General features: G+C 64.0%; 12 protein-coding genes. 5 read left to right on the plus strand and 7 right to left on the minus strand.

Translation table 11 applies throughout. From position 1 onward, the window contains the following. Positions 1-4 precede the first annotated feature (4 nt). Together HNO86_RS18910 and HNO86_RS18915 are read left to right on the plus strand one after the other, a co-directional pair. The gene (locus HNO86_RS18910) at positions 5-1,420 is read left to right on the plus strand and encodes a DNA polymerase Y family protein (protein ID WP_175378458.1); all 1,416 of its coding nucleotides are present in this window, start codon (positions 5-7) and stop codon (positions 1,418-1,420) included. Next, positions 1,396-4,494, plus strand: a complete 3,099-nt coding sequence (locus tag HNO86_RS18915) for an error-prone DNA polymerase (RefSeq protein WP_372242542.1) — start codon at positions 1,396-1,398, stop codon at positions 4,492-4,494. Before HNO86_RS18910 ends, HNO86_RS18915 begins: the two co-directional genes overlap by 25 nt. Positions 4,495-4,667: 173 nt before the next feature. Here HNO86_RS18915 and HNO86_RS18920 read toward each other — a convergent pair whose 3' ends face one another. The 7 genes from HNO86_RS18920 to HNO86_RS18950 form a co-directional block, all read right to left on the minus strand. Next, positions 4,668-5,324 (minus strand): flavin reductase family protein, encoded by a 657-nt coding sequence (locus HNO86_RS18920; RefSeq protein WP_175378460.1) that lies wholly within the window; start codon positions 5,322-5,324, stop codon positions 4,668-4,670. 11 nt (positions 5,325-5,335) lie between these two features. Continuing rightward, entirely contained in the window at positions 5,336-6,823 is a 1,488-nt protein-coding gene (locus tag HNO86_RS18925) for a chlorohydrolase family protein (protein ID WP_175378461.1), read from the minus strand. After that, positions 6,820-8,016 (minus strand): amidohydrolase family protein, encoded by a 1,197-nt coding sequence (locus tag HNO86_RS18930; RefSeq protein WP_175378462.1) that lies wholly within the window; start codon positions 8,014-8,016, stop codon positions 6,820-6,822. Before HNO86_RS18930 ends, HNO86_RS18925 begins: the two co-directional genes overlap by 4 nt. Before the next feature lie 165 nt (positions 8,017-8,181). Continuing rightward, positions 8,182-9,255 (minus strand): extracellular solute-binding protein, encoded by a 1,074-nt coding sequence (locus HNO86_RS18935; protein WP_175378463.1) that lies wholly within the window; start codon positions 9,253-9,255, stop codon positions 8,182-8,184. 17 nt (positions 9,256-9,272) lie between these two features. Then, entirely contained in the window at positions 9,273-10,061 is a 789-nt protein-coding gene (locus tag HNO86_RS18940; RefSeq protein ID WP_175378464.1) for an ABC transporter permease, read from the minus strand. Then, positions 10,058-10,975, minus strand: coding sequence for an ABC transporter permease (locus HNO86_RS18945; RefSeq protein WP_175378465.1), 918 nt, complete (start codon positions 10,973-10,975; stop codon positions 10,058-10,060). The genes HNO86_RS18940 and HNO86_RS18945 overlap by 4 nt, the downstream gene beginning before the upstream one ends. A 1-nt stretch (position 10,976) precedes the next feature. Further along, the gene (locus tag HNO86_RS18950) at positions 10,977-12,059 is read right to left on the minus strand and encodes an ABC transporter ATP-binding protein (protein WP_175378466.1); all 1,083 of its coding nucleotides are present in this window, start codon (positions 12,057-12,059) and stop codon (positions 10,977-10,979) included. A 141-nt stretch (positions 12,060-12,200) separates the two neighbouring features. Between HNO86_RS18950 and HNO86_RS18955 the strand changes: the two genes are divergently transcribed. The 3 genes from HNO86_RS18955 to HNO86_RS18965 all read left to right on the plus strand — a co-directional run bounded on the left by HNO86_RS18955 (position 12,201) and on the right by HNO86_RS18965 (position 18,021). Next, a complete protein-coding gene (locus tag HNO86_RS18955) occupies positions 12,201-12,890 on the plus strand; it encodes a GntR family transcriptional regulator (protein WP_175378467.1) in 690 nt (229 codons plus the stop codon). A 288-nt stretch (positions 12,891-13,178) separates the two neighbouring features. After that, positions 13,179-15,242, plus strand: coding sequence for a PAS domain-containing sensor histidine kinase (locus HNO86_RS18960; RefSeq protein WP_175378468.1), 2,064 nt, complete (start codon positions 13,179-13,181; stop codon positions 15,240-15,242). A 142-nt stretch (positions 15,243-15,384) separates the two neighbouring features. Continuing rightward, the gene (locus tag HNO86_RS18965; RefSeq protein ID WP_175378469.1) at positions 15,385-18,021 is read left to right on the plus strand and encodes an excinuclease ABC subunit UvrA; all 2,637 of its coding nucleotides are present in this window, start codon (positions 15,385-15,387) and stop codon (positions 18,019-18,021) included. Positions 18,022-18,087: the final 66 nt, after the last annotated feature.

The raw sequence follows: 18,087 nt of genomic DNA on the forward strand, positions 1-18,087 counted from the left end.
TGCCATGCGCTGGGTGTGCATTCTGTTCCCGCAATTGGCGCTGGACGCGGTCCTGCGTCAGCGCAGCGACCCCGACGAACCGCTGGCGCTGCTGACCGGCCCGGCGCAGCGTCGTGTCTTGCAGGCGGTCAATGCCTCGGCACGGGAGCTGGGGTTGCGTCCCGGCCAGTCGATGACCGCCGCCCAGGCACTGAGCAAAGGTTTCGCCACCGCCGAATACGACGCCGCCGAGATCGAACACTGGCAGCAGTTTCTGGCGGCCTGGGCCTATCGCTTCAGCTCCCAGGTCAGCGTGCATTACCCCCGTGCGGTGGTGTTCGAGATCGAATCCAGCCTGGGCCTGTTCGGCGACTGGGCTCAATTCGAAACCCGGCTGCGCACCGAGCTCGGCGAGCTGGGCTTTCGCCATCGCATCGTCGCCGCGCCCAACCCGGTGGCCGCGCGGGTCCTGGCCAACGCCTATGACGGCCTGGTGGTCCCCGACGATCAGGCCCTGCAGTATCACCTGGGGCAATTGCCCGTCGACCGCATCGGGTTGGAGGTCAATGTCGCCACGGCCCTGTCGCGCATGGGGCTGCGTACCTTGAACCAGATGCAGGCGTTGCCGCGGCAGAGTCTGGCCCGGCGTTTCGAGGCCCAGGTACTCAAGCATCTGGACACCTTGCTCGGCACTCGGCGGCTGGCGTTGGCGTTCTACCTGCCGCCGGATCGTTTCGATGTGCGCATCGAGCTCAACTTCGATGTGCAATCCCATCAGGCCCTGCTGTTTCCATTACGTCGACTGACCGGCGATCTGTCGGCGTTCCTCTGCGGCCGCGACAGCGGGGTGCAGCGCTTCGACCTGCACCTGGAGCACGCCGGATTGCCCGACAGCGTGATCAAGGTCGGCCTGCTCAGCGCCGAACGCGATGCGGCGATGCTATTCGAACTGGCCCGCGGGCGGCTGGAGCAAGTCCAGGTCGAGGCTCCGGTGCGCGGCTTTCGCCTGCGCGCCGAAGACCTGCCGGCCTTCGTGCCCCAACGTCAGGAACTGTTCGATGACCGTCCGCAGCAGTCTTTGCCCTGGGAGCAACTGCGTGAACGCCTGCGCGCGCGGCTGGGGGATGACGCGGTGCACGGCCTGCGCTTTCAGGCCGATCACCGCCCCGAATGCGCCTGGCAGGCCCGTGTCGACAGTCAGCCATGTGTGCCGCTGCCGAGCGTAAAGCGCCCGGGCTGGCTGCTGACCGAACCGCAGGCGCTGCACGAACACTCGACGCGCATCCTGATGGGCCCGGAGCGGATCGAGACCGGCTGGTGGGATGGCGACGACGTGCGCCGCGATTACTACCTGATCGAAACCCGCACCGGCCAGCAGGGCTGGGCCTGGCGCGCGGTCGGCGAGGACGGCCCGTTGTGGCTGCAGGGCTGGTTCGCATGAGCGCCGACTATGCCGAACTGCACTGCCTGTCGAACTTCAGTTTCCAGCGCGGTGCCTCCAGCGCCCTGGAGCTGTTTCAACGGGCAAAAAAGCAGGGTTATCAGGCCCTGGCGATCACCGACGAATGCACCCTGGCCGGCATCGTCCGCGCCTGGCAGGCGGCAAAGTCCGTGGAGTTGCCGCTGATCATCGGCAGCGAAATCCGCATCGAAAACGGCCCAAAACTGGTGCTGCTGGTGGAGAACCTCGAGGGCTACCAGAACCTGTGTCGGCTGATCACCCAGGCTCGTCGGCGGACGCAAAAAGGCCAGTACCAGATCCTCAAGGACGACTTCAGCGAGTCGTTACCGGGGTTGCTGGCGCTGTGGGTGCCGGACGCGGTGGATGACGTCGAGCAGGGGCGCTGGCTGAAAGAGGTGTTCGCCGGACGCCTGTGGCTGGCGGTGCAACTGCATTGCGGCCAGGACGACACCCGGCGCCTGCACGATTTGCTGGCGCTGGCCCGGGCGCTGGACATCCCGGCCGTGGCCAGCGGCGATGTGCACATGCACGCCCGTGGTCGACGCGCCTTGCAGGACACCATGACCGCGATCCGCCATCACCTGCCGGTGGCCGACGCCGGGCTGCGCCTGCACCCCAACGGCGAGCGCCACTTGCGCAGTCTCGAGGTCTTGCGCGAGCTGTATCCGCCGGCGCTGCTGGAGGAGTCCCTGAACGTGGCCCGGCGCTGCACCTTCGATCTGAAGCAGTTGCGTTATCAATACCCTAAGGAGCTGGTGCCCGACGGATATAACGCCAGTGCCTGGCTGCGCAAACTGACCGAGGAAGGCATCGCCTGGCGCTGGAAAAACGGTGCGTCCGCCAAGGTGCTGGAGCAGATCGACAAGGAACTGGAACTGATCGCCGAGCTTGGCTACGAGAGCTACTTCCTCACCGTGCATGACGTGGTGCGCTTCGCCCGTGACCAGCACATTCTCTGCCAGGGGCGTGGTTCGGCGGCCAACTCGGCGGTTTGCTACGCCCTGGGCATTACCGAGATCGACCCGGACAAAACCACGCTGCTGTTCGAGCGCTTCATGTCCAAGGAGCGCAACGAGCCGCCGGACATCGATGTGGATTTCGAGCACGAACGGCGTGAAGAAGTCCTGCAATACGTTTTCCGTCGTTATGGCCGGGGCCGCGCGGCCTTGACCGCGGTGGTCAGCACTTATCACGCCGCCGGTGCCGTGCGCGATGTGGCCAAGGCCCTGGGCCTGCCGCCGGACCAGATCAACGCGCTGGCCGACTGCTGCGGTCACTGGAGCGATGAAACCCCGCCCGTGGAGCGCCTGCTCGAGGGCGGTTTCGACCCCGAAAGCCCGGTGTTGCGCCGGGTCCTGAGCCTGACCGGGCAACTGATCGGCTTTCCCCGGCACCTGTCGCAGCACCCCGGCGGCTTCGTGATTTCCGAACAGCCGCTGGACACCCTGGTGCCGGTGGAAAACGCCGCCATGGCCGACCGTACGATCATTCAATGGGACAAGGACGACCTCGACGCGGTCGGCCTGCTCAAGGTCGATATCCTCGCGTTGGGCATGCTCAGCGCGATCCGCCGCTGTTTCGACCTGCTGCGTCGGCACCGCAATCTGGATCTGAGCCTGGCGACGATTCCGTCCGAAGACCGGCCGACCTACGACATGATCAGTCGCGCCGACACCATCGGCGTATTCCAGATCGAGTCCCGGGCGCAGATGTCGATGCTGCCGCGCCTCAGGCCCAGGACCTTCTACGATCTGGTGATCGAGGTGGCCATCGTGCGGCCGGGGCCGATTCAGGGCGGGATGGTGCATCCGTACCTGCGACGGCGGAACAAGGAGGAGCCCGAGACCTATCCGTCACCGGAGCTCAAGGTGGTGCTGGAAAGGACCCTTGGCGTGCCGCTGTTCCAGGAGCAGGTAATGCAGATCGCCATTGTCGCCGCCGACTACAGCCCCGGCGAGGCGGATCAGTTGCGGCGCTCCATGGCGGCCTGGAAACGCCACGGCGGGCTTGAACCTCACAAGGAACGCCTGGCTGCCGGCATGAAGAAAAACGGCTACAGCGCCGAGTTCGCCGCGCAGATCTTCGAGCAGATCAAAGGCTTCGGCAGCTACGGTTTTCCCGAGTCCCACGCCGCCAGTTTCGCCTTGCTGACCTACGCCAGCTGCTGGCTCAAGTGCCATGAGCCGGCGGCGTTCGCCTGTGCGCTGATCAACAGCTGGCCGATGGGCTTCTACAGCCCGGACCAGATCCTGCAGGACGCGCGCCGCCATCGTTTGCAGATTCGTCCGGTGGACGTGCGCGCCAGTGACTGGGATTGCAGCCTGGAACCGGTGGCCGGTGCGCAACCGGCGATCCGCATGGGCCTGCGCATGATCAAGGGCTTTCGCGAAGAGGATGCGCGGCGTATCGAGACCGCGCGAGGCAAGGGCGCGTTTGCCGACATCGCCGACCTTGGCGAGCGGGCGCAACTGGATGCCCGTGCCCGGGAGCTGCTGGCCGATGCCGGGGCGTTGCGCGGCATGGCCGGTGATCGCCATCGGGCGCGCTGGGAAGTGGCGGGGGTGGAGAAACAACTCGGTCTGTTCGCCGGCCTGCCCCGGCACGAAGAGGAAGCCATCGTGCTGCCAAAGCCCACGGTCGGCGAGGACCTGCGCGCCGATTACGCCAGCGTCGGCACCACCCTCGGCCCGCATCCGCTGGCCTTGTTGCGCGGTGAATTGAAGGCCCGGCGTTGCCGCAGTTCCAGGGAATTGCTGGAGGTCGAACACGGTCGCCCGGTGAGCATCGCCGGACTGGTGACCGGCCGACAACGACCGGGCACCGCCAGCGGCGTAACCTTCGTCACCCTGGAAGACGAGTTCGGCAACGTCAACGTAGTGGTCTGGCGCGACCTCGCCGACCGCCAGCGCCGGGTGCTGGTGGGCTCGCAACTGCTCAAGGTCGACGGGCGCTGGGAAAAGGAAGGCGAAGTCCGCCACCTGATCGCCGGACGCTTGAGTGACCTGAGTTCACTGCTGGACGGCATTACCGTGCGTAGTCGTGACTTCCACTGATCATCACCCCGGACCGGACGCCCTGTAGGCGCAAGGCTTGCCCGAAGAAGCCGGAACATTCAATTGCCTGGCACACCGCCTTCGCGGGCAAGCCTCGCTCCTACAAGCCCCTTGGCTGGATGAAATCCCTGTAGGAGCGAGCAAGCCTCGCTCCTACAGGTCATGGGTGCAGGTCATTTGGGCCAGAACCGCTCACCACCTCCGGGCGCATCCGTCCATGCTTGTAATGAGCGGGTCGGCAGGTCGAAGTAGTCGCGCGTACGCGCATAGCCATGGCCGCCCATGCGGCCGATCGCGTCCAGGCCCAGTTGATCGATGTACAGGGTTTGCGGGTCGATCAGTTCGTCCCGCACGTGGGCCATCAGCACTTCACCGAAAATGATCTCCCGGGACTGGCCGATGTTCAGCGCCATCATCCGTCGGCATTCCAGCGCCACCGGGGCTTCGCCGATGCGTGGGCATCTGACCGTGGTGCCGGCGATGGCGGTGAGGCCGGCGGCGGTCAGTTCGTCGAAACCGGGGGCGAAGGGTACGGCGCAGACGTTCATGGCCTCCACCAGCGCATCGCTGACAATGTTGACGGTGAATTCCTGGTTGAGCTGGATGTTGCGCGTGGTGTCCTTGGGGCTGTGGTCGCCGTAGTTCTCCACGCCCAGGGCGAGAATGGGCGGGTCTGCCGACAGCGCGTTGAAAAAGCTGAAGGGCGCAGCGTTGACCCGGCCTTCGCCATCGACGGTGGTGACCAGGGCAATCGGCCGGGGCACCACGCTGCCGATCAGGATTTTGTATTTTTCCCGCGGTTTCAGTTGACTGAAGTCGAAGCTTTGCATGGCAGAAGTCTCTAAAGAAGTGGATCGATGGCGCTCAAGGGCGCCTGTGCGCTGTAGTCGTCGGCGAACGGGATGGCCGGCTGGAACAGGGTTTTCCAGTCCGGTCGGCCGAAGGCCCGGTCGCTGTGACTGCGCATCAGGGTTTCGAATTGCTGTTGTGCCTGGCGCTGCAGGCTGGCGTAGTCGATGCCGTTGACCTGACCGTCCTGCATCACGCAGCGGCCATCGATGTAGCTGGCGATGCAGTCGTCGCCACGTCCGGCCAGCACCAGGTTTTTCAGGGGGTCGAACAACGGCCCCAGGTGCATGCCGCGCAGGCTGAAGACGGTGATGTCGGCCTTGCAGCCGGGCGCCAGGCGGCCGAGGTCGTCACGCCCCAGTGCCCTGGCACCGCCGAGGGTGGCGGCGTTGTACAGGTCGAGTGCGCTGGTCAGCGAATTGCCGCCTTCCATCAAACGGGCGATGTTCAGGCCCTGGCGCATGTTGTCGAGCAAGTCCGCCGGCCAGGTGTCGGTGCCCAGGGCGAAATTGATGCCCTTGGCCCGATAACGGCCGAAGGAATTCAGGGCCTCGCCATCGCGGGCGAACACCACCGGGCAATGCACCAGGCTGGTGCCGCCGTCCACCACTCGCTGCAAGTCGTCTTCGCCACGGGTGTAGATGCCGTGGGGCAGCAGGCTGCGCGGCGTCAGCAGCTCCAGTTGCTGCAACCAGGCCAGGGGCGAGGCGCCGCGCAACTGCTCGACCATCGCCACTTCACCCAGACCCTGGCAACAATGCAGGCGCATCGGCGCGTCGAGTTCGCGGCTCAGTGCGGCGGTGCGTTGCAGCAGCGTCGGGGTGCAGGTCTGGATCCGGTCGGGCAGCAGCGCGCCGCGAATCAGGCCGCCGCTGGCGCCATCGAAATCCTTGAAAAACCGCTCGGCCGCCTCGAGCCCCGCCAGGCCCCGATCTTCATCCCAGTGATGGGCGAGGGTGCCGTCGGCCTGCCAGTAACTCATGCCGCTCATGTAGCAGGGGCCGAGGTAGGTCCGCAGCCCCAGCTCGGAAGCGATGCCCGCCACCGCGGAAAATTCGTCGTAGTTTTCCGCCCACTCGCGGTAGTACATCGAGGTGATCGGCATCGCCGTGGTGATACCGTTGCGGATCAGTTGCGTGAAGGCGTAGCGGTATTTGAACACTTCTTCATCGAAGTTGTAGCTCTCACGGGGCCCGCGGGCCAGGTACTCGGCGGACCACATCCGGCCCATCTGGCGCTCGTCGCCGTTGTCCAGGGTCAGCACCGTGGAATCGAGATCGCCCAGGGCATCCAGATCGATGAAGCCGGGGCCGATCAGCGCGTTGCCATGGTCGATCCATTGATCCACCGGCCCCGCATAATCGCGGCCGACGAAGACGATCCGCGAGCCTTCGAACACCACCTCGCCATCGCGCCACAGCACATGTTGCGTGCCGTCGTAGCCGACCACGCAACTGGCCTTGAGGCCGATGCGCTTCACAGACGGCTTTCCAGCAAACGGCCGCCGGACGCGATCAGTTGCCCGCCGCGATACACCTGGCGCACAGGCCGCGCGACCACGGCTTCACCCAGGGTGTGAACCGGCATCAGCAGGAAGTCCGCCGGCTGGCCGATCTCCACGGTGCGGCCTTCACGACCCAGTGCCTTGGCGCCGTTGACCGAGGCTGCATCGAACACCGCCGCCAGTTCCTCGTCCTTGTTCAGATCGAAACGCAAGGCCAGCAGCATCGCTCGTTCGAGCATGTCGCCGTTGCCCATGGGCGACCAGGCATCGCGAATGCCGTCGGAGCCCAGGCAGACGTTGACCCCGGTTTCGCGCAGGGCGAGGAAGGGCGGCACGGCGGTATCGGCCGGCGCCGAACTCATCAGCGAAATGCCCAGCGCCGCCAGACGCTCGGCCACCGGTTTGACCTGGCTCCACGGCAGCATGCCGAGGCAATAGGCGTGGCTGATCATTACGCGGTTCTGCAGCCCGAAACGTTCGGTGTAGTCGGCGATCAGCTTAATCTGCCACAGGCCCAACTCGCCCTTGTCGTGCAGGTGGATGTCCACGCCGCGGTCGAATTCGCTGGCCAGTTCGAAGACGAAGTCCAGTTGCGCGATGGGGTCGTTGTCGATGCCGCAAGGGTCGAGGCCGCCGACGTTCTCCACGCCCATGGCCATGGCCTGGCGCATCAGTTCGGCGGTGCCGGGGCGGCTGATCAGGCCGGTTTGCGGGAACACCACCAGTTGCAGGTCGATCAGGTCGCGGTAGCGTTCCTGCAGTTGTTGCATGGCCTCGACGTGGCGCAGGCCGAACTCGGGGTCGATGTCGACATGGCAGCGCATGGTCAGCGAGCCGCGGGCGATGCAGTTTTCCAGCAGGGCGCCGGCGCGGTCGGCAATCGGCGTGGTGACCTGGCGCAGGATGCGCCGCTCGTTGGCGATGTAGTCCTTGAGGGTCGGGCCGGCGCTGTTCGGGCGCCAGGGTTGGCCCCACAGGGTCTTGTCCAGGTGAACGTGGCTTTCCACCAGACTGCCGGTGAGCAGCTGGTTCTGGCCGTCGATGTCGGTGGGCAGCAGGTCGCTGCTCGAGGCCGGACGACGTTGGGTGAAGCGGCCTTTTTCAATCAGCAGGTCTTCGGCGGGGGCGCCGTAGGGGCGCACGTTGCGTAGCCAGCGGGGGTGGGTCATACATACCTCATTCAGGTCTTTGAATTTTGTAGCGCCTGGGCGGGCCTCTTCGCGAGCAATCCCGCACACAGGGGGGCGGGGAGTTCACAAGTTTTGTGATCAGCACCAATCCCTGTGGGAGCGGGCTTGCTCGCGAAGGCCTCGACTCGGTCTATAGCCGACTACTTAGCCCTTGAGCTTCGCCCAGATCCGATCCTGCAGTTCCCGCGCCTTGTTGCTGCACTCTTTCTCGGGGCGCAGGCGCGAGGCGAATTCGTCGGGCATGTTGATGGCGTCCATCACCTGCCATTTGGCATCGATCAGCTTGTCGCTCTGCACGCCGTTGGCGTAGGCGATGGCGTTGGACACGGCGGCGGCGTTTTCCGGCTTCATCATCCAGTCGATGAAGACCTTGGCGTTGCCTGGGTGCGGGGCGCTTTTCGGGACGGCGAAGTTGTCCTGGAACATCGCCAGGCCTTCCTTCGGATACACATACTTGATGGTGTTTTTCTGCAAGGTCGCCCGCGCCGTGGAACCGTTCCAGTTCTGCATCATGATCACTTCACCGGAGGCCATGCGGTCGACGGTGTTGTCCGAGCTGTACATCTTCAGGAAGGGTTTCTGTTTTTGCAGCAGCTCCAGGATGCGCTTGGCGTCCTGCGGGTTTTCCGTGCACTCGTCGACGTTCAGGTAATGGCTGGCGGCATTGATCACGCTGCTGGAGGTATCCAGGGCGGCGAGCTGGCCTTGCAGTTCCTTGCGCGGTTCGAAGAACTCTTTCCAGGAATCGTCCAGCTTGCCGCCAGGCACCCGGGCGCTGTCATAGGAGAAGCCGGTGGTGCCCCACAGGTACGGCGCCGAGAACTTGCGGCCCGGGTCGAAGGCCGGGTCGCGGAACGCAGGCTTCACGTACTGGAAGTTGGGCAGGGTCGGCGTGTCGATTTCCAGCAGCAGGTTCTGGTTGATCAGGGTGCGCATGATCGACTGCGACGGCACGATCACGTCATAGGCCGCCCCCCCGGCCTGCAACTTGGCCAGCAGGGTCTCGTTGCTGTCGTAGCCGTCCATGGTGACCTTGATCCCGGTCTCCTTTTCGAACTTGGCCAGCAGGTCGACCGGGTAGTAGTCGGTCCAGTTGTAGAAGAACAGCTCCTTGGGCTCGGCGGCCTGGGCGCTGAACGCGGTGAAGCAACTCAAGGCCAGACTGGCAACGGCGAAACGTGCAGCGGCGAAACGGGGGCTTTTCACTTTTTTGCTCATCAAACAAGTCTCCGGGCTCATTGTTGTTTGCCGCGCTGTCCCAGCCAGAAGGCCAGCACGACCAGCACGATGGAAATCACCAGCATCAGGGTCGAGATCGCGTTGATCTCGGGTGTCACGCCGGCCTTGATGGCCGAGAAGATGTACACCGGCAGGGTCGTGGAACCGGGGCCGGCAACGAAGAAGGTCATGATGAAATCGTCGAGGCTGACCACGAATGCCAGCACCGACCCGGACAGCACCGCCGGCCACAGCAGCGGCAGCGTCACCCGGCGAAATACCTGCCAGGGGTTGGCGTACAGATCGTTCGCCGCTTCCAGAAGGCTCTTGTCCAGATCGTTGAGCCGCGCGCGGATCGGCAGGTAGGCGAACGGAATGCAGAAGCCGATGTGAGCGACGATCACCGTCAGCAGGCCGAGCTTGATCCCCAGCGACATGAACAGCAGCAGGGTGGCCACTGCCGTGACAATCTCCGGCAGGATCAGCGGCAGGTTGATCCCGCCTTCGACCATCTTCTGCCCGTAGAACGGCCGATAGGTCGCCAGTGCCGCGAGCAGCGCAATGGCCGTGGCGCAGACCGTGGCGATGCCGGCGACGATGATCGAGTTCAGCGCCGCCGTCTGGATCGACGGGTTGGCCAGGATGCGTCCGTACCAGTCCAGGGAGAACTCGGTCCAGACCGTCGCCGAACGGTTGGCGTTGAAGCTGTAGGCGATCAGCACGAAGATCGGCAGGTACAGGTAGGCCAGGATCAGCAGGCTGACTTCCCGGGTCATCGGCAGTTTTTTCAGGTGCAGGGCGATCATGCGGTGGCTCCCCGACGAAGAGTTTTGGCGGCGCTGCGGCTATAGAGGGCGTAGAGCACCAGGGACAGCAGCAGAATTCCCAGCAACAGGAACGACAGCGAACTGCCCAGCGGCCAGTTGCGGGCGGTGCCGAACTGCTGCTGGATCAGGTTGCCGATCATCAGGGTCTTGCCACCGCCGAGAATCGCCGGGGTGATGAACGCACCCAGGCTCGGCACGAACACCAGCAGGGAGCCTGCGATCACCCCCGGCATCGACAGCGGCAGGATGATCCGCCGCAGGGCGTGCCAACGGTTGGCGCCCAGGTCGTAGGCGGCTTCCACCAGGCGCCAGTCGAGTTTTTCCAGGGTCGAGTAGATCGGCAGGATCATGAACGGTAGGAAGCTGTAGACCAGCCCGACGCTGACCGCGAAGTCGTTGTAGAGCAGGGTGATGCCACCGGCGGACGGGAACAGCGCGTTGAGGCTCTGGGCGACCCAGCCCTGCTCGCGCAGGATGATCAGCCAGGCGTAGTTGCGGATCAGCAGGTTGGTCCAGAACGGAATGGTGATCAGCAGCACCATCAGATTGCGCCGGTGCGGTGTAAGGCTCGACATCCATAGCGCCACCGGAAAACCGAACAGGAAGCACAGCACCGTGGTGCCGCCGGCCTGGAACACCGAGCGGATCAGCGCCTGGGCGTAGACCCAGTTCAGTTCCAGTTCACCGTCGAAACCTTCCTGGTAAAACAGTTGCACGTAGCTTTGCAATTGCCAGTTGGCCTGCCAGTCGACGCCGCCATAGACGTTGCGCGGCAGCAGGCTGATGTAGCCCATGATGCCCAGCGGAATGGCGATCAGGGCCAACAGGGTCAGAACCACCGGGCTGAGCAACAGCGCCCGGTTGAGGGCCGCAGAAGTGCTACTGACGCTCATGTCAGGCCTCCATCAGCAGGCAGGCGTGGGGCGGCAGGTTGACCGCCACGCGATCGCCGACGCCGCGATTGCGGTTCAGGCCTTCGTTGTTTTCCCGCAGCGTGACCTTGATGTCGTTGTTCAGGCGGCACTGATAGAGGGTCGCGGTGCCGACGTACAGCACAGCCTCGATCACCCCGCGCAGGTGATGCGGCTGGGTCGGGTCCACCAGTTGCGAGCGCTCCGGGCGGAAGGCCAGTTGCACCTTGCCGTCGATGCCCTGGGGCGGGCAGGGGATTTCCACCGGCATGCCGCTGGGCACGAACAGGTTTTCGTTGTGCTCGCCACGCTTGAGGTGACCGGGCAGGAAGTTGATATCGCCGATGAACTGGGCGACGAACTGATGCTGCGGCCGCTCGTAAATCTCGTTGGGGGTGCCGATCTGCAGGATCTTGCCGGCGGACATCACGGCAATGCGATCGGACAGGGTCAGGGCTTCTTCCTGATCGTGGGTGACGAAAATGAAGGTGATCCCGGCTTCTTTCTGCACGCGCTTGAGTTCGACCTGCATTTCCTTGCGCAGCTTGAGGTCCAGTGCTGAAAGCGGTTCATCGAGCAACAGCACTTTCGGTTTCGGCGCCAGGGCCCGCGCCAGAGCCACCCGTTGCTGCTGGCCACCGGACAGTTCCGCCGGCTTGCGCTTGGCCAGGTGCTGCATTTGCACCAGCGCCAGCATTTCGTCGACGCGCTGGGGGATCAGCTTGCGTTCAAGACCCTGCATCTCGAGGCCGAAGGCGATATTCTGCGCAACACTCATATGTGGAAACAGTGCGTAGCTCTGGAACACCGTGTTGACCCGACGCTTGAACGGCGGCAGGTCGTTGACCGGCTCGCCCGCCAGGCGGATTTCGCCGTCGCTGACGTGCTCGAAGCCGGCGATGGTGCGCAACAGGGTGGTCTTGCCGCAGCCGGAGGGGCCGAGCAGGGTGAAGAACTCGTTGTCGGCAATGTTGACCGAGACGTTGTCCAGGGCTGGCGCCAGGCCTGGATCGTCGGAATAGCGCTTGGAGACGTTACGCACTTCAATTGCAACTGGATGACCCATAATGGTGCATTCCTCTATTTATTGTATGCAAAATCTGGATGCAATTTAGAAATACCCGGATTAACCTGCTCATGCAACCCCCTTTTTCATGGCTGTACTGGCGCCAAGGGGGCGATTGCATAGCGCTGAAGGAGTCATCGAATGAGCGAGAAGAAACTGGAAACCACGGTCGACCGCGTCTACCAAGGGGTTTACGAGGCCATCAGCAAGCGCTCGTTGCGGCCTGGAATGAAGCTGGGGGAGGCGTCTTTGGCCGAACTTTTCAATGTCAGCCGCACGTCGGTTCGCGCCGCGCTCAAGCAATTGGAGGCCGATGGCCTGGTGACCACCGAGCCCAATAAAGGTGCATCGGTGTCATTGCCCAGCGATGAGGAGATCCGTTCGCTGTTCGAAACCCGGCGTCTGGTGGAGATCGGCATCGTCAGCGAACTGTGCCGCCGCCGGGATACCGCGGTGACCCAGGACCTGCGTGATCATTTATTGCTGGAGGATGAGGCGCACCGGAGCGGGGACCATGAGCGGCTGATTCATTTGCTCGGCGAATTCCACATCAAGCTGGCTCGCAGCCTGAATAACCCGGTGCTGCTGGATTGGTTTCAGAAGCTGATTTCCCGGGCGTCGCTGTATGCGGCGGCGCTGGATGACGACAGTCATGAGGCCTGTCGTGACAATGAGCATTTGCGGTTGATCGAGTACATCGAGGCGGGGAATCAGAGTGCTGCGATTGAGTTGACCTGTATGCATTTGAATGGGATTGAGAAGGCGATTCTTGATGTGGCTGCTACGTTGAAGTCGGGGTATAACCCGCTCAAGCATCTGATCGAGGTTTGACCTGGGGGATTTGGGGATTGGTCCGTGCAGGAGCTGCCGAAGGCTGCGATCTTTTGATCTTCAAAATCAAAAGATCGCAGCCTTCGGCAGCTCCTGCATTGGTTCGGTGTGGATCAAGGATTTCGTATTCGCCACAGGGTAAAAATACAAGACTGGACAATCAGCTATACCTCCAGGAACGATTGGCATCCACCACGCTCGAAACAAACGGGTGCAATCACCGGAACTCAGAGCCAGCCAATGCAGTTTCTAGACGATAGCCACGGGTGTGCAGGTTGGAGCGGTGAAATGGCCGGGCGCATTCGTGCGTTCGACTGGAGCCGCACCGAGCTTGGTTGCATCGAAAGCTGGCCCAAAAGCCTGATCAGCACGGTGCAGCTGATGCTCGCCTCACCGCTGCCGATGGTGATGCTCTGGGCCCGCCCCGGCTACATGATCTACAACGATGCCTATTCGATCTTCGCCGGCGGCCGCCATCCGTACCTGCTGGGCTCCCCGGTGGAGCTGGGCTGGCCGGAAGTGGCCGACTTCAATCGCAATGTGGTCGATACCTGCCTGGCCGGCGGCACCTTGTCCTATCGCAATAAAGAGCTGGTACTGCTGCGCGACGGCGTTCCCGAAGACGTCTGGATGGACCTCTATTACAGCCCGGTAGCCAACGACGAAGGAATGCCCGCCGGGGTCATGGCCATGGTGGTGGAAACCACCGAACGGGTGATTTCCGAGCGCCTGCGCCAGGCCGCCGAAAATGCCTATCGCGCCGATAACGAACGGGTACGCCTGGCCCTGAATGCCGGGGCCTTGCTCGGTTCGTTCGTCTGGGACATCAAGGCCAATGTGCTCAGCGGCGATGAACGCTTTGCCCGGACCTTTTCCTTTCCCCCCGGCCAGTCGCTGGACAACCTGCCCCGGGACGTCGCCGAAGCGCAGATCCACCCCGACGACCGCAGCTGGGTACAGGAGCAGGTCATGCGTTCGGTGCAGACCGGCGCCCCCTTCAACGCCGAATACCGGGTGCTGCGCCCCCACGGCAGCTATCTGTGGGTGCAGGCCAGCGGTTGCTGCGAGTTCGATGATCAGGGTCAGCCTTTACGCTTCCCCGGGGTGCTGATCGACATCCATGAGCGCAAGATCGCCGAAGAGTCGTTGCTCAAGTTCACCCGCAATCTCGAGCAGCGGGTCGCTGATGAAGTGGAAGGGCGGCTGTTGGCGGAAGAGCAGTTGCGCCAGTCACAGAAACTCGAAGCGATTGGCGGGCTGACCGGCGGCGTGGCCCACGACTTCAATAACCTGCTGCAGGTGATCGCCGGCAACCTGCACCTGTTGGCCCGTCACGAGACGGACAATGCCAACGTGCAACGCCGGGTGAGCGCGTCGATTGCCGCCGTCGAGCGAGGTGCCAAGCTGTCTTCGCAGCTGCTTGCGTTCGCCCGCCGCCAACCGCTGTCCCCGGCGATTTGCACGCCGCAGCAGATTTTCGACGGACTGGGCGAGTTGCTGCAGCGCGCGCTGGGGGAAACCATTGAGATCCGGATGACCGCTGCCGCCGATCCCTGGCCGGTGTTCGTCGATCGCAACCAACTGGAAAACACCATCCTCAACCTGGCGATCAACGCCCGTGATGCGATGCTGGGCGAGGGGATCATCGAACTCTGCGCTGACAACATCAGCCTCGATCAGACGTTCTGCGCAGGCAAGGACATTTCCGTCGGCGACTACGTGCGCGTGACGGTGGCCGACTCGGGCTCGGGCATGCCGCCCCAGGTACTGGCCCAGGCCTTCGAGCCTTTTTTCACCACCAAACCCGACGGCCAGGGCACCGGGCTGGGCCTGAGCATGGTGTTCGGTTTCGTCAAACAGAGCGGTGGGCACGTGGAGATGTCCAGTGTGGTCGGGGAGGGCACGCGGGTGCAGCTGTATTTCCCCCGCAGCCTGCGCTCGGCGCCCCGGGAAACTTCGGTCACTGATGTGCCGCCGCGAGGCGGGCGAGAGCGCATTCTGGTGGTGGAGGACAACGACGCGGTGCGGGTGTCCACCGTGGAGATGTTGCAGGAAGAGGGCTACCAGGTGCTGACCGCCGCCAACGCCGACTTCGCCATGCAGATGTTGCTCGATGGCGCGGTGGTGGACCTGATCTTTACCGACGTGGTCATGCCCGGCCTGATCAAGAGCTCGGACCTCGGTGCCTGGGCCAAGGTCCAGAACCCGCCGGTGGTGGTGCTGTTCACCTCCGGCCACACCCGTGACATTATCTCGCGCAACCACCAACTCAGCCCCGACACGCATTTGCTGAGCAAACCCTACAGCCCACAGGCGCTGACGCAGATGATTCGCGCGGTGCTCAACGGCTGACCACCACTGCTCTATGCAGGAGCTGCCGAAGGCTGCGATCTTTTGATCTTGCGTCTAAAAACCAAAATCAAAAGATCGCAACCTTCGGCAGCTCCTGCATTGGAATTGCGTTTATCCGACCCACTTTGAACAAGGCCACCCGATGACCTCCAACCGCAGCGCGAACCCTCCTTCAGGCATGGTCAGGGTGCGTGGCGCCCGGGAGCACAATCTCAAGAACATCGACGTCGATATTCCCCGCGATGCGCTGGTGGTGTTCACCGGGGTGTCCGGGTCGGGCAAGTCGTCCCTGGCGTTTTCCACGCTCTACGCCGAGGCCCAGCGTCGTTATTTCGAATCGGTGGCGCCCTATGCGCGGCGGCTGATCGATCAGGTCGGGGTGCCGGATGTGGACTCCATCGAGGGTCTGCCGCCGGCGGTGGCCTTGCAGCAGCAACGGGGCACGCCGAGCACGCGCTCGTCGGTGGGCAGCGTCACCACCCTGTCGAGCCTGATCCGCATGCTCTACTCCCGCGCCGGCAGTTACCCGGCGGGGCAGCCGATGCTCTATGCCGAAGACTTTTCCCCCAATACGCCCCAGGGCGCCTGCCCGCAATGCCATGGCCTGGGCCGGGTGTACGAGGTCACCGAGGCGCTGATGGTGCCGGACCCGAGCCTGACCATCCGCCAGCGCGCCGTGGCGTCCTGGCCCCTGGCCTGGCAGGGCCAGAACCTGCGGGACATCCTGGTGACCATGGGTTATGACGTCGACATCCCCTGGCGCGACCTGCCGAAAAAACAGCGCGACTGGATTCTCTTCACCGAAGAAACCCCGACGGTGCCGGTGTACGCCGGGCTCACCCCGGAAGAAACCCGCGTTGCGCTCAAACGCAAGATGGAGCCCAGCTACCAGGGTACTTTCACCGGCGCCCGGCGCTACATCCTGCACACCTTCACCCATTCGCAAAGCGCGCTAATGAAGAAGCGCGTCTCGCAATTCATGCTCGGCAGCCCGTGCCCGCTGTGCGACGGTAAGCGCCTCAAGCGCGAAGCGCTGTCGGTGACCTTCGCCGGTTACGACATCGGCGAACTGGCGCAGATGCCGTTGCTGCAACTCGCCCAAGTGCTGAGGCCGGTGGCGTCCGAGCAGTACCTGCACGAAGGCGAAGAGGCGGGTGAAGTGCTGAGCCACACCCAGACCCGCGAGGCCCGCAAAGCGCGCGTCGCCCACGGTGCCAGCGGACACGCCAACGCTCCGGACGTGCGTCATACGCCGAACCTGTCCGTGGAAAAACGCCTGGCCGCGCAACGCATCGCCCAGGATCTGCTGGAGAGGGTCAGCACCCTGACTGATCTGGGCCTGGGCTATCTGGCGCTGGAACGCAGCACGCCGACACTGTCTTGCGGCGAATTGCAGCGCCTGCGCCTGGCCACGCAATTGGGTTCGCAGCTGTTCGGGGTGATCTATGTGCTGGACGAACCTTCGGCGGGCCTGCATCCGGCGGATGGCGAGGCGCTGTTCGAAGCCTTGCAGCGCCTGAAGTCCGCCGGCAACACCCTGTTTGTGGTCGAGCACGACCTGGAAACCATGCGCCGCGCCGATTGGCTGATCGACGTCGGCCCGGCAGCGGGCGAGCACGGCGGCCGGGTGCTGTACAGCGGTGCGCCGGCCGGATTGGCTGATGTCAGCGACTCGCAAACTCGCGCCTATCTGTTCGCCGAACACGACCGCCCGGTTCGCGCCCCGCGCACGCCCAAGGACTGGCTGCGCCTGGAAGGCATCACCCGCAATAACCTCAACAACCTCGATGTCGAGTTCCCGCTGGGCTGCTTTACCGCGGTGACCGGCGTCTCCGGCTCCGGCAAGTCGAGTCTGGTCAGCCAGGCCTTGTTGGAACTGGTTGGCGCGCACCTCGGGCGCCCGGCCGCCGACAATGAATCCGAAGAGCCGAGCCTGGAAGACGATGCACCGCAGACCAGCGGCGGCCAGGTCACGGCGGGGCTGGAGTCGATCAAGCGTCTGGTGCAGGTCGATCAGAAACCCATCGGTCGCACCCCGCGCTCCAACCTTGCGACCTACACCGGGTTGTTCGACAACGTGCGCAAGCTCTACGCCGCCACCCCCGAAGCCCAGGCCGCGGGCTACGACGCCGGGCAGTTCTCCTTCAACGTCGCCAAGGGGCGCTGCGCCACCTGCGAGGGCGAAGGCTTTGTCAGCGTCGAGTTGCTGTTCATGCCCAGCGTCTATGCGCCATGCCCGACCTGCCATGGCGCACGCTACAACCCGCAGACCCTGGCGATCACCTGGCGGGGCCGCAACATCGCCCAAGTGCTGCAATTGACCGTGGATCAGGCGGTAGAGGTATTCGCCGAACAGGCCAGCGTGCGCCGCTCGCTGGAGGTGCTGCGCGATATCGGCCTGGGCTATCTGCGCCTCGGTCAGCCGGCGACCGAGCTGTCCGGCGGCGAGGCGCAGCGCATCAAGCTGGCCACGGAGCTGCAGCGCAACCAGCGCGGCGCGACCTTGTATGTGCTCGACGAGCCAACCACCGGCCTGCATCCGCGGGATGTCGACCGGCTTCTGGAGCAGTTGAACACTCTGGTGACGGCGGGACATACGGTGATTGTGGTGGAGCATGAGATGCGGGTGGTGGCGCAGAGTGACTGGGTGATCGATATCGGACCGGGGGCGGGGGATCAGGGTGGAAAGATTGTGGTGGCGGGGGGGCCGCAGAGGGTCGCCAGGAGCAAGAAGAGCAGGACTGGGCCGTTTTTGGCCCGGGTGTTGGACCAAGCTTGAATGAGTAGTGAGTTGACTGGCCTCTTGGCGAGCAAGCCCGCTCCCACATTGGACCGAGTTCTACTG

Source organism: Pseudomonas sp. C1C7 (assembly GCF_013359595.1).
In the GTDB taxonomy this organism is placed as follows: Bacteria; Pseudomonadota; Gammaproteobacteria; order Pseudomonadales; family Pseudomonadaceae; genus Aquipseudomonas.

Excerpts from the sequence above, each read along its gene's own strand:
- HNO86_RS18910 (WP_175378458.1), top strand. The coding sequence starts at position 5 with ATGCGCTGGGTGTGCATTCTGTTCCCGCAATTGGCGCTGGACGCGGTC.
- HNO86_RS18920 (WP_175378460.1), bottom strand. The coding sequence starts at position 5,324 with ATGCAAAGCTTCGACTTCAGTCAACTGAAACCGCGGGAAAAATACAAA.
- HNO86_RS18930 (WP_175378462.1), bottom strand. The coding sequence starts at position 8,016 with ATGACCCACCCCCGCTGGCTACGCAACGTGCGCCCCTACGGCGCCCCC.
- HNO86_RS18935 (WP_175378463.1), bottom strand. The coding sequence starts at position 9,255 with ATGAGCAAAAAAGTGAAAAGCCCCCGTTTCGCCGCTGCACGTTTCGCC.
- HNO86_RS18940 (WP_175378464.1), bottom strand. The coding sequence starts at position 10,061 with ATGATCGCCCTGCACCTGAAAAAACTGCCGATGACCCGGGAAGTCAGC.
- HNO86_RS18945 (WP_175378465.1), bottom strand. The coding sequence starts at position 10,975 with ATGAGCGTCAGTAGCACTTCTGCGGCCCTCAACCGGGCGCTGTTGCTC.
- HNO86_RS18950 (WP_175378466.1), bottom strand. The coding sequence starts at position 12,059 with ATGGGTCATCCAGTTGCAATTGAAGTGCGTAACGTCTCCAAGCGCTAT.
- HNO86_RS18955 (WP_175378467.1), top strand. The coding sequence starts at position 12,201 with ATGAGCGAGAAGAAACTGGAAACCACGGTCGACCGCGTCTACCAAGGG.
- HNO86_RS18960 (WP_175378468.1), top strand. The coding sequence starts at position 13,179 with ATGGCCGGGCGCATTCGTGCGTTCGACTGGAGCCGCACCGAGCTTGGT.
- HNO86_RS18965 (WP_175378469.1), top strand. The coding sequence starts at position 15,385 with ATGACCTCCAACCGCAGCGCGAACCCTCCTTCAGGCATGGTCAGGGTG.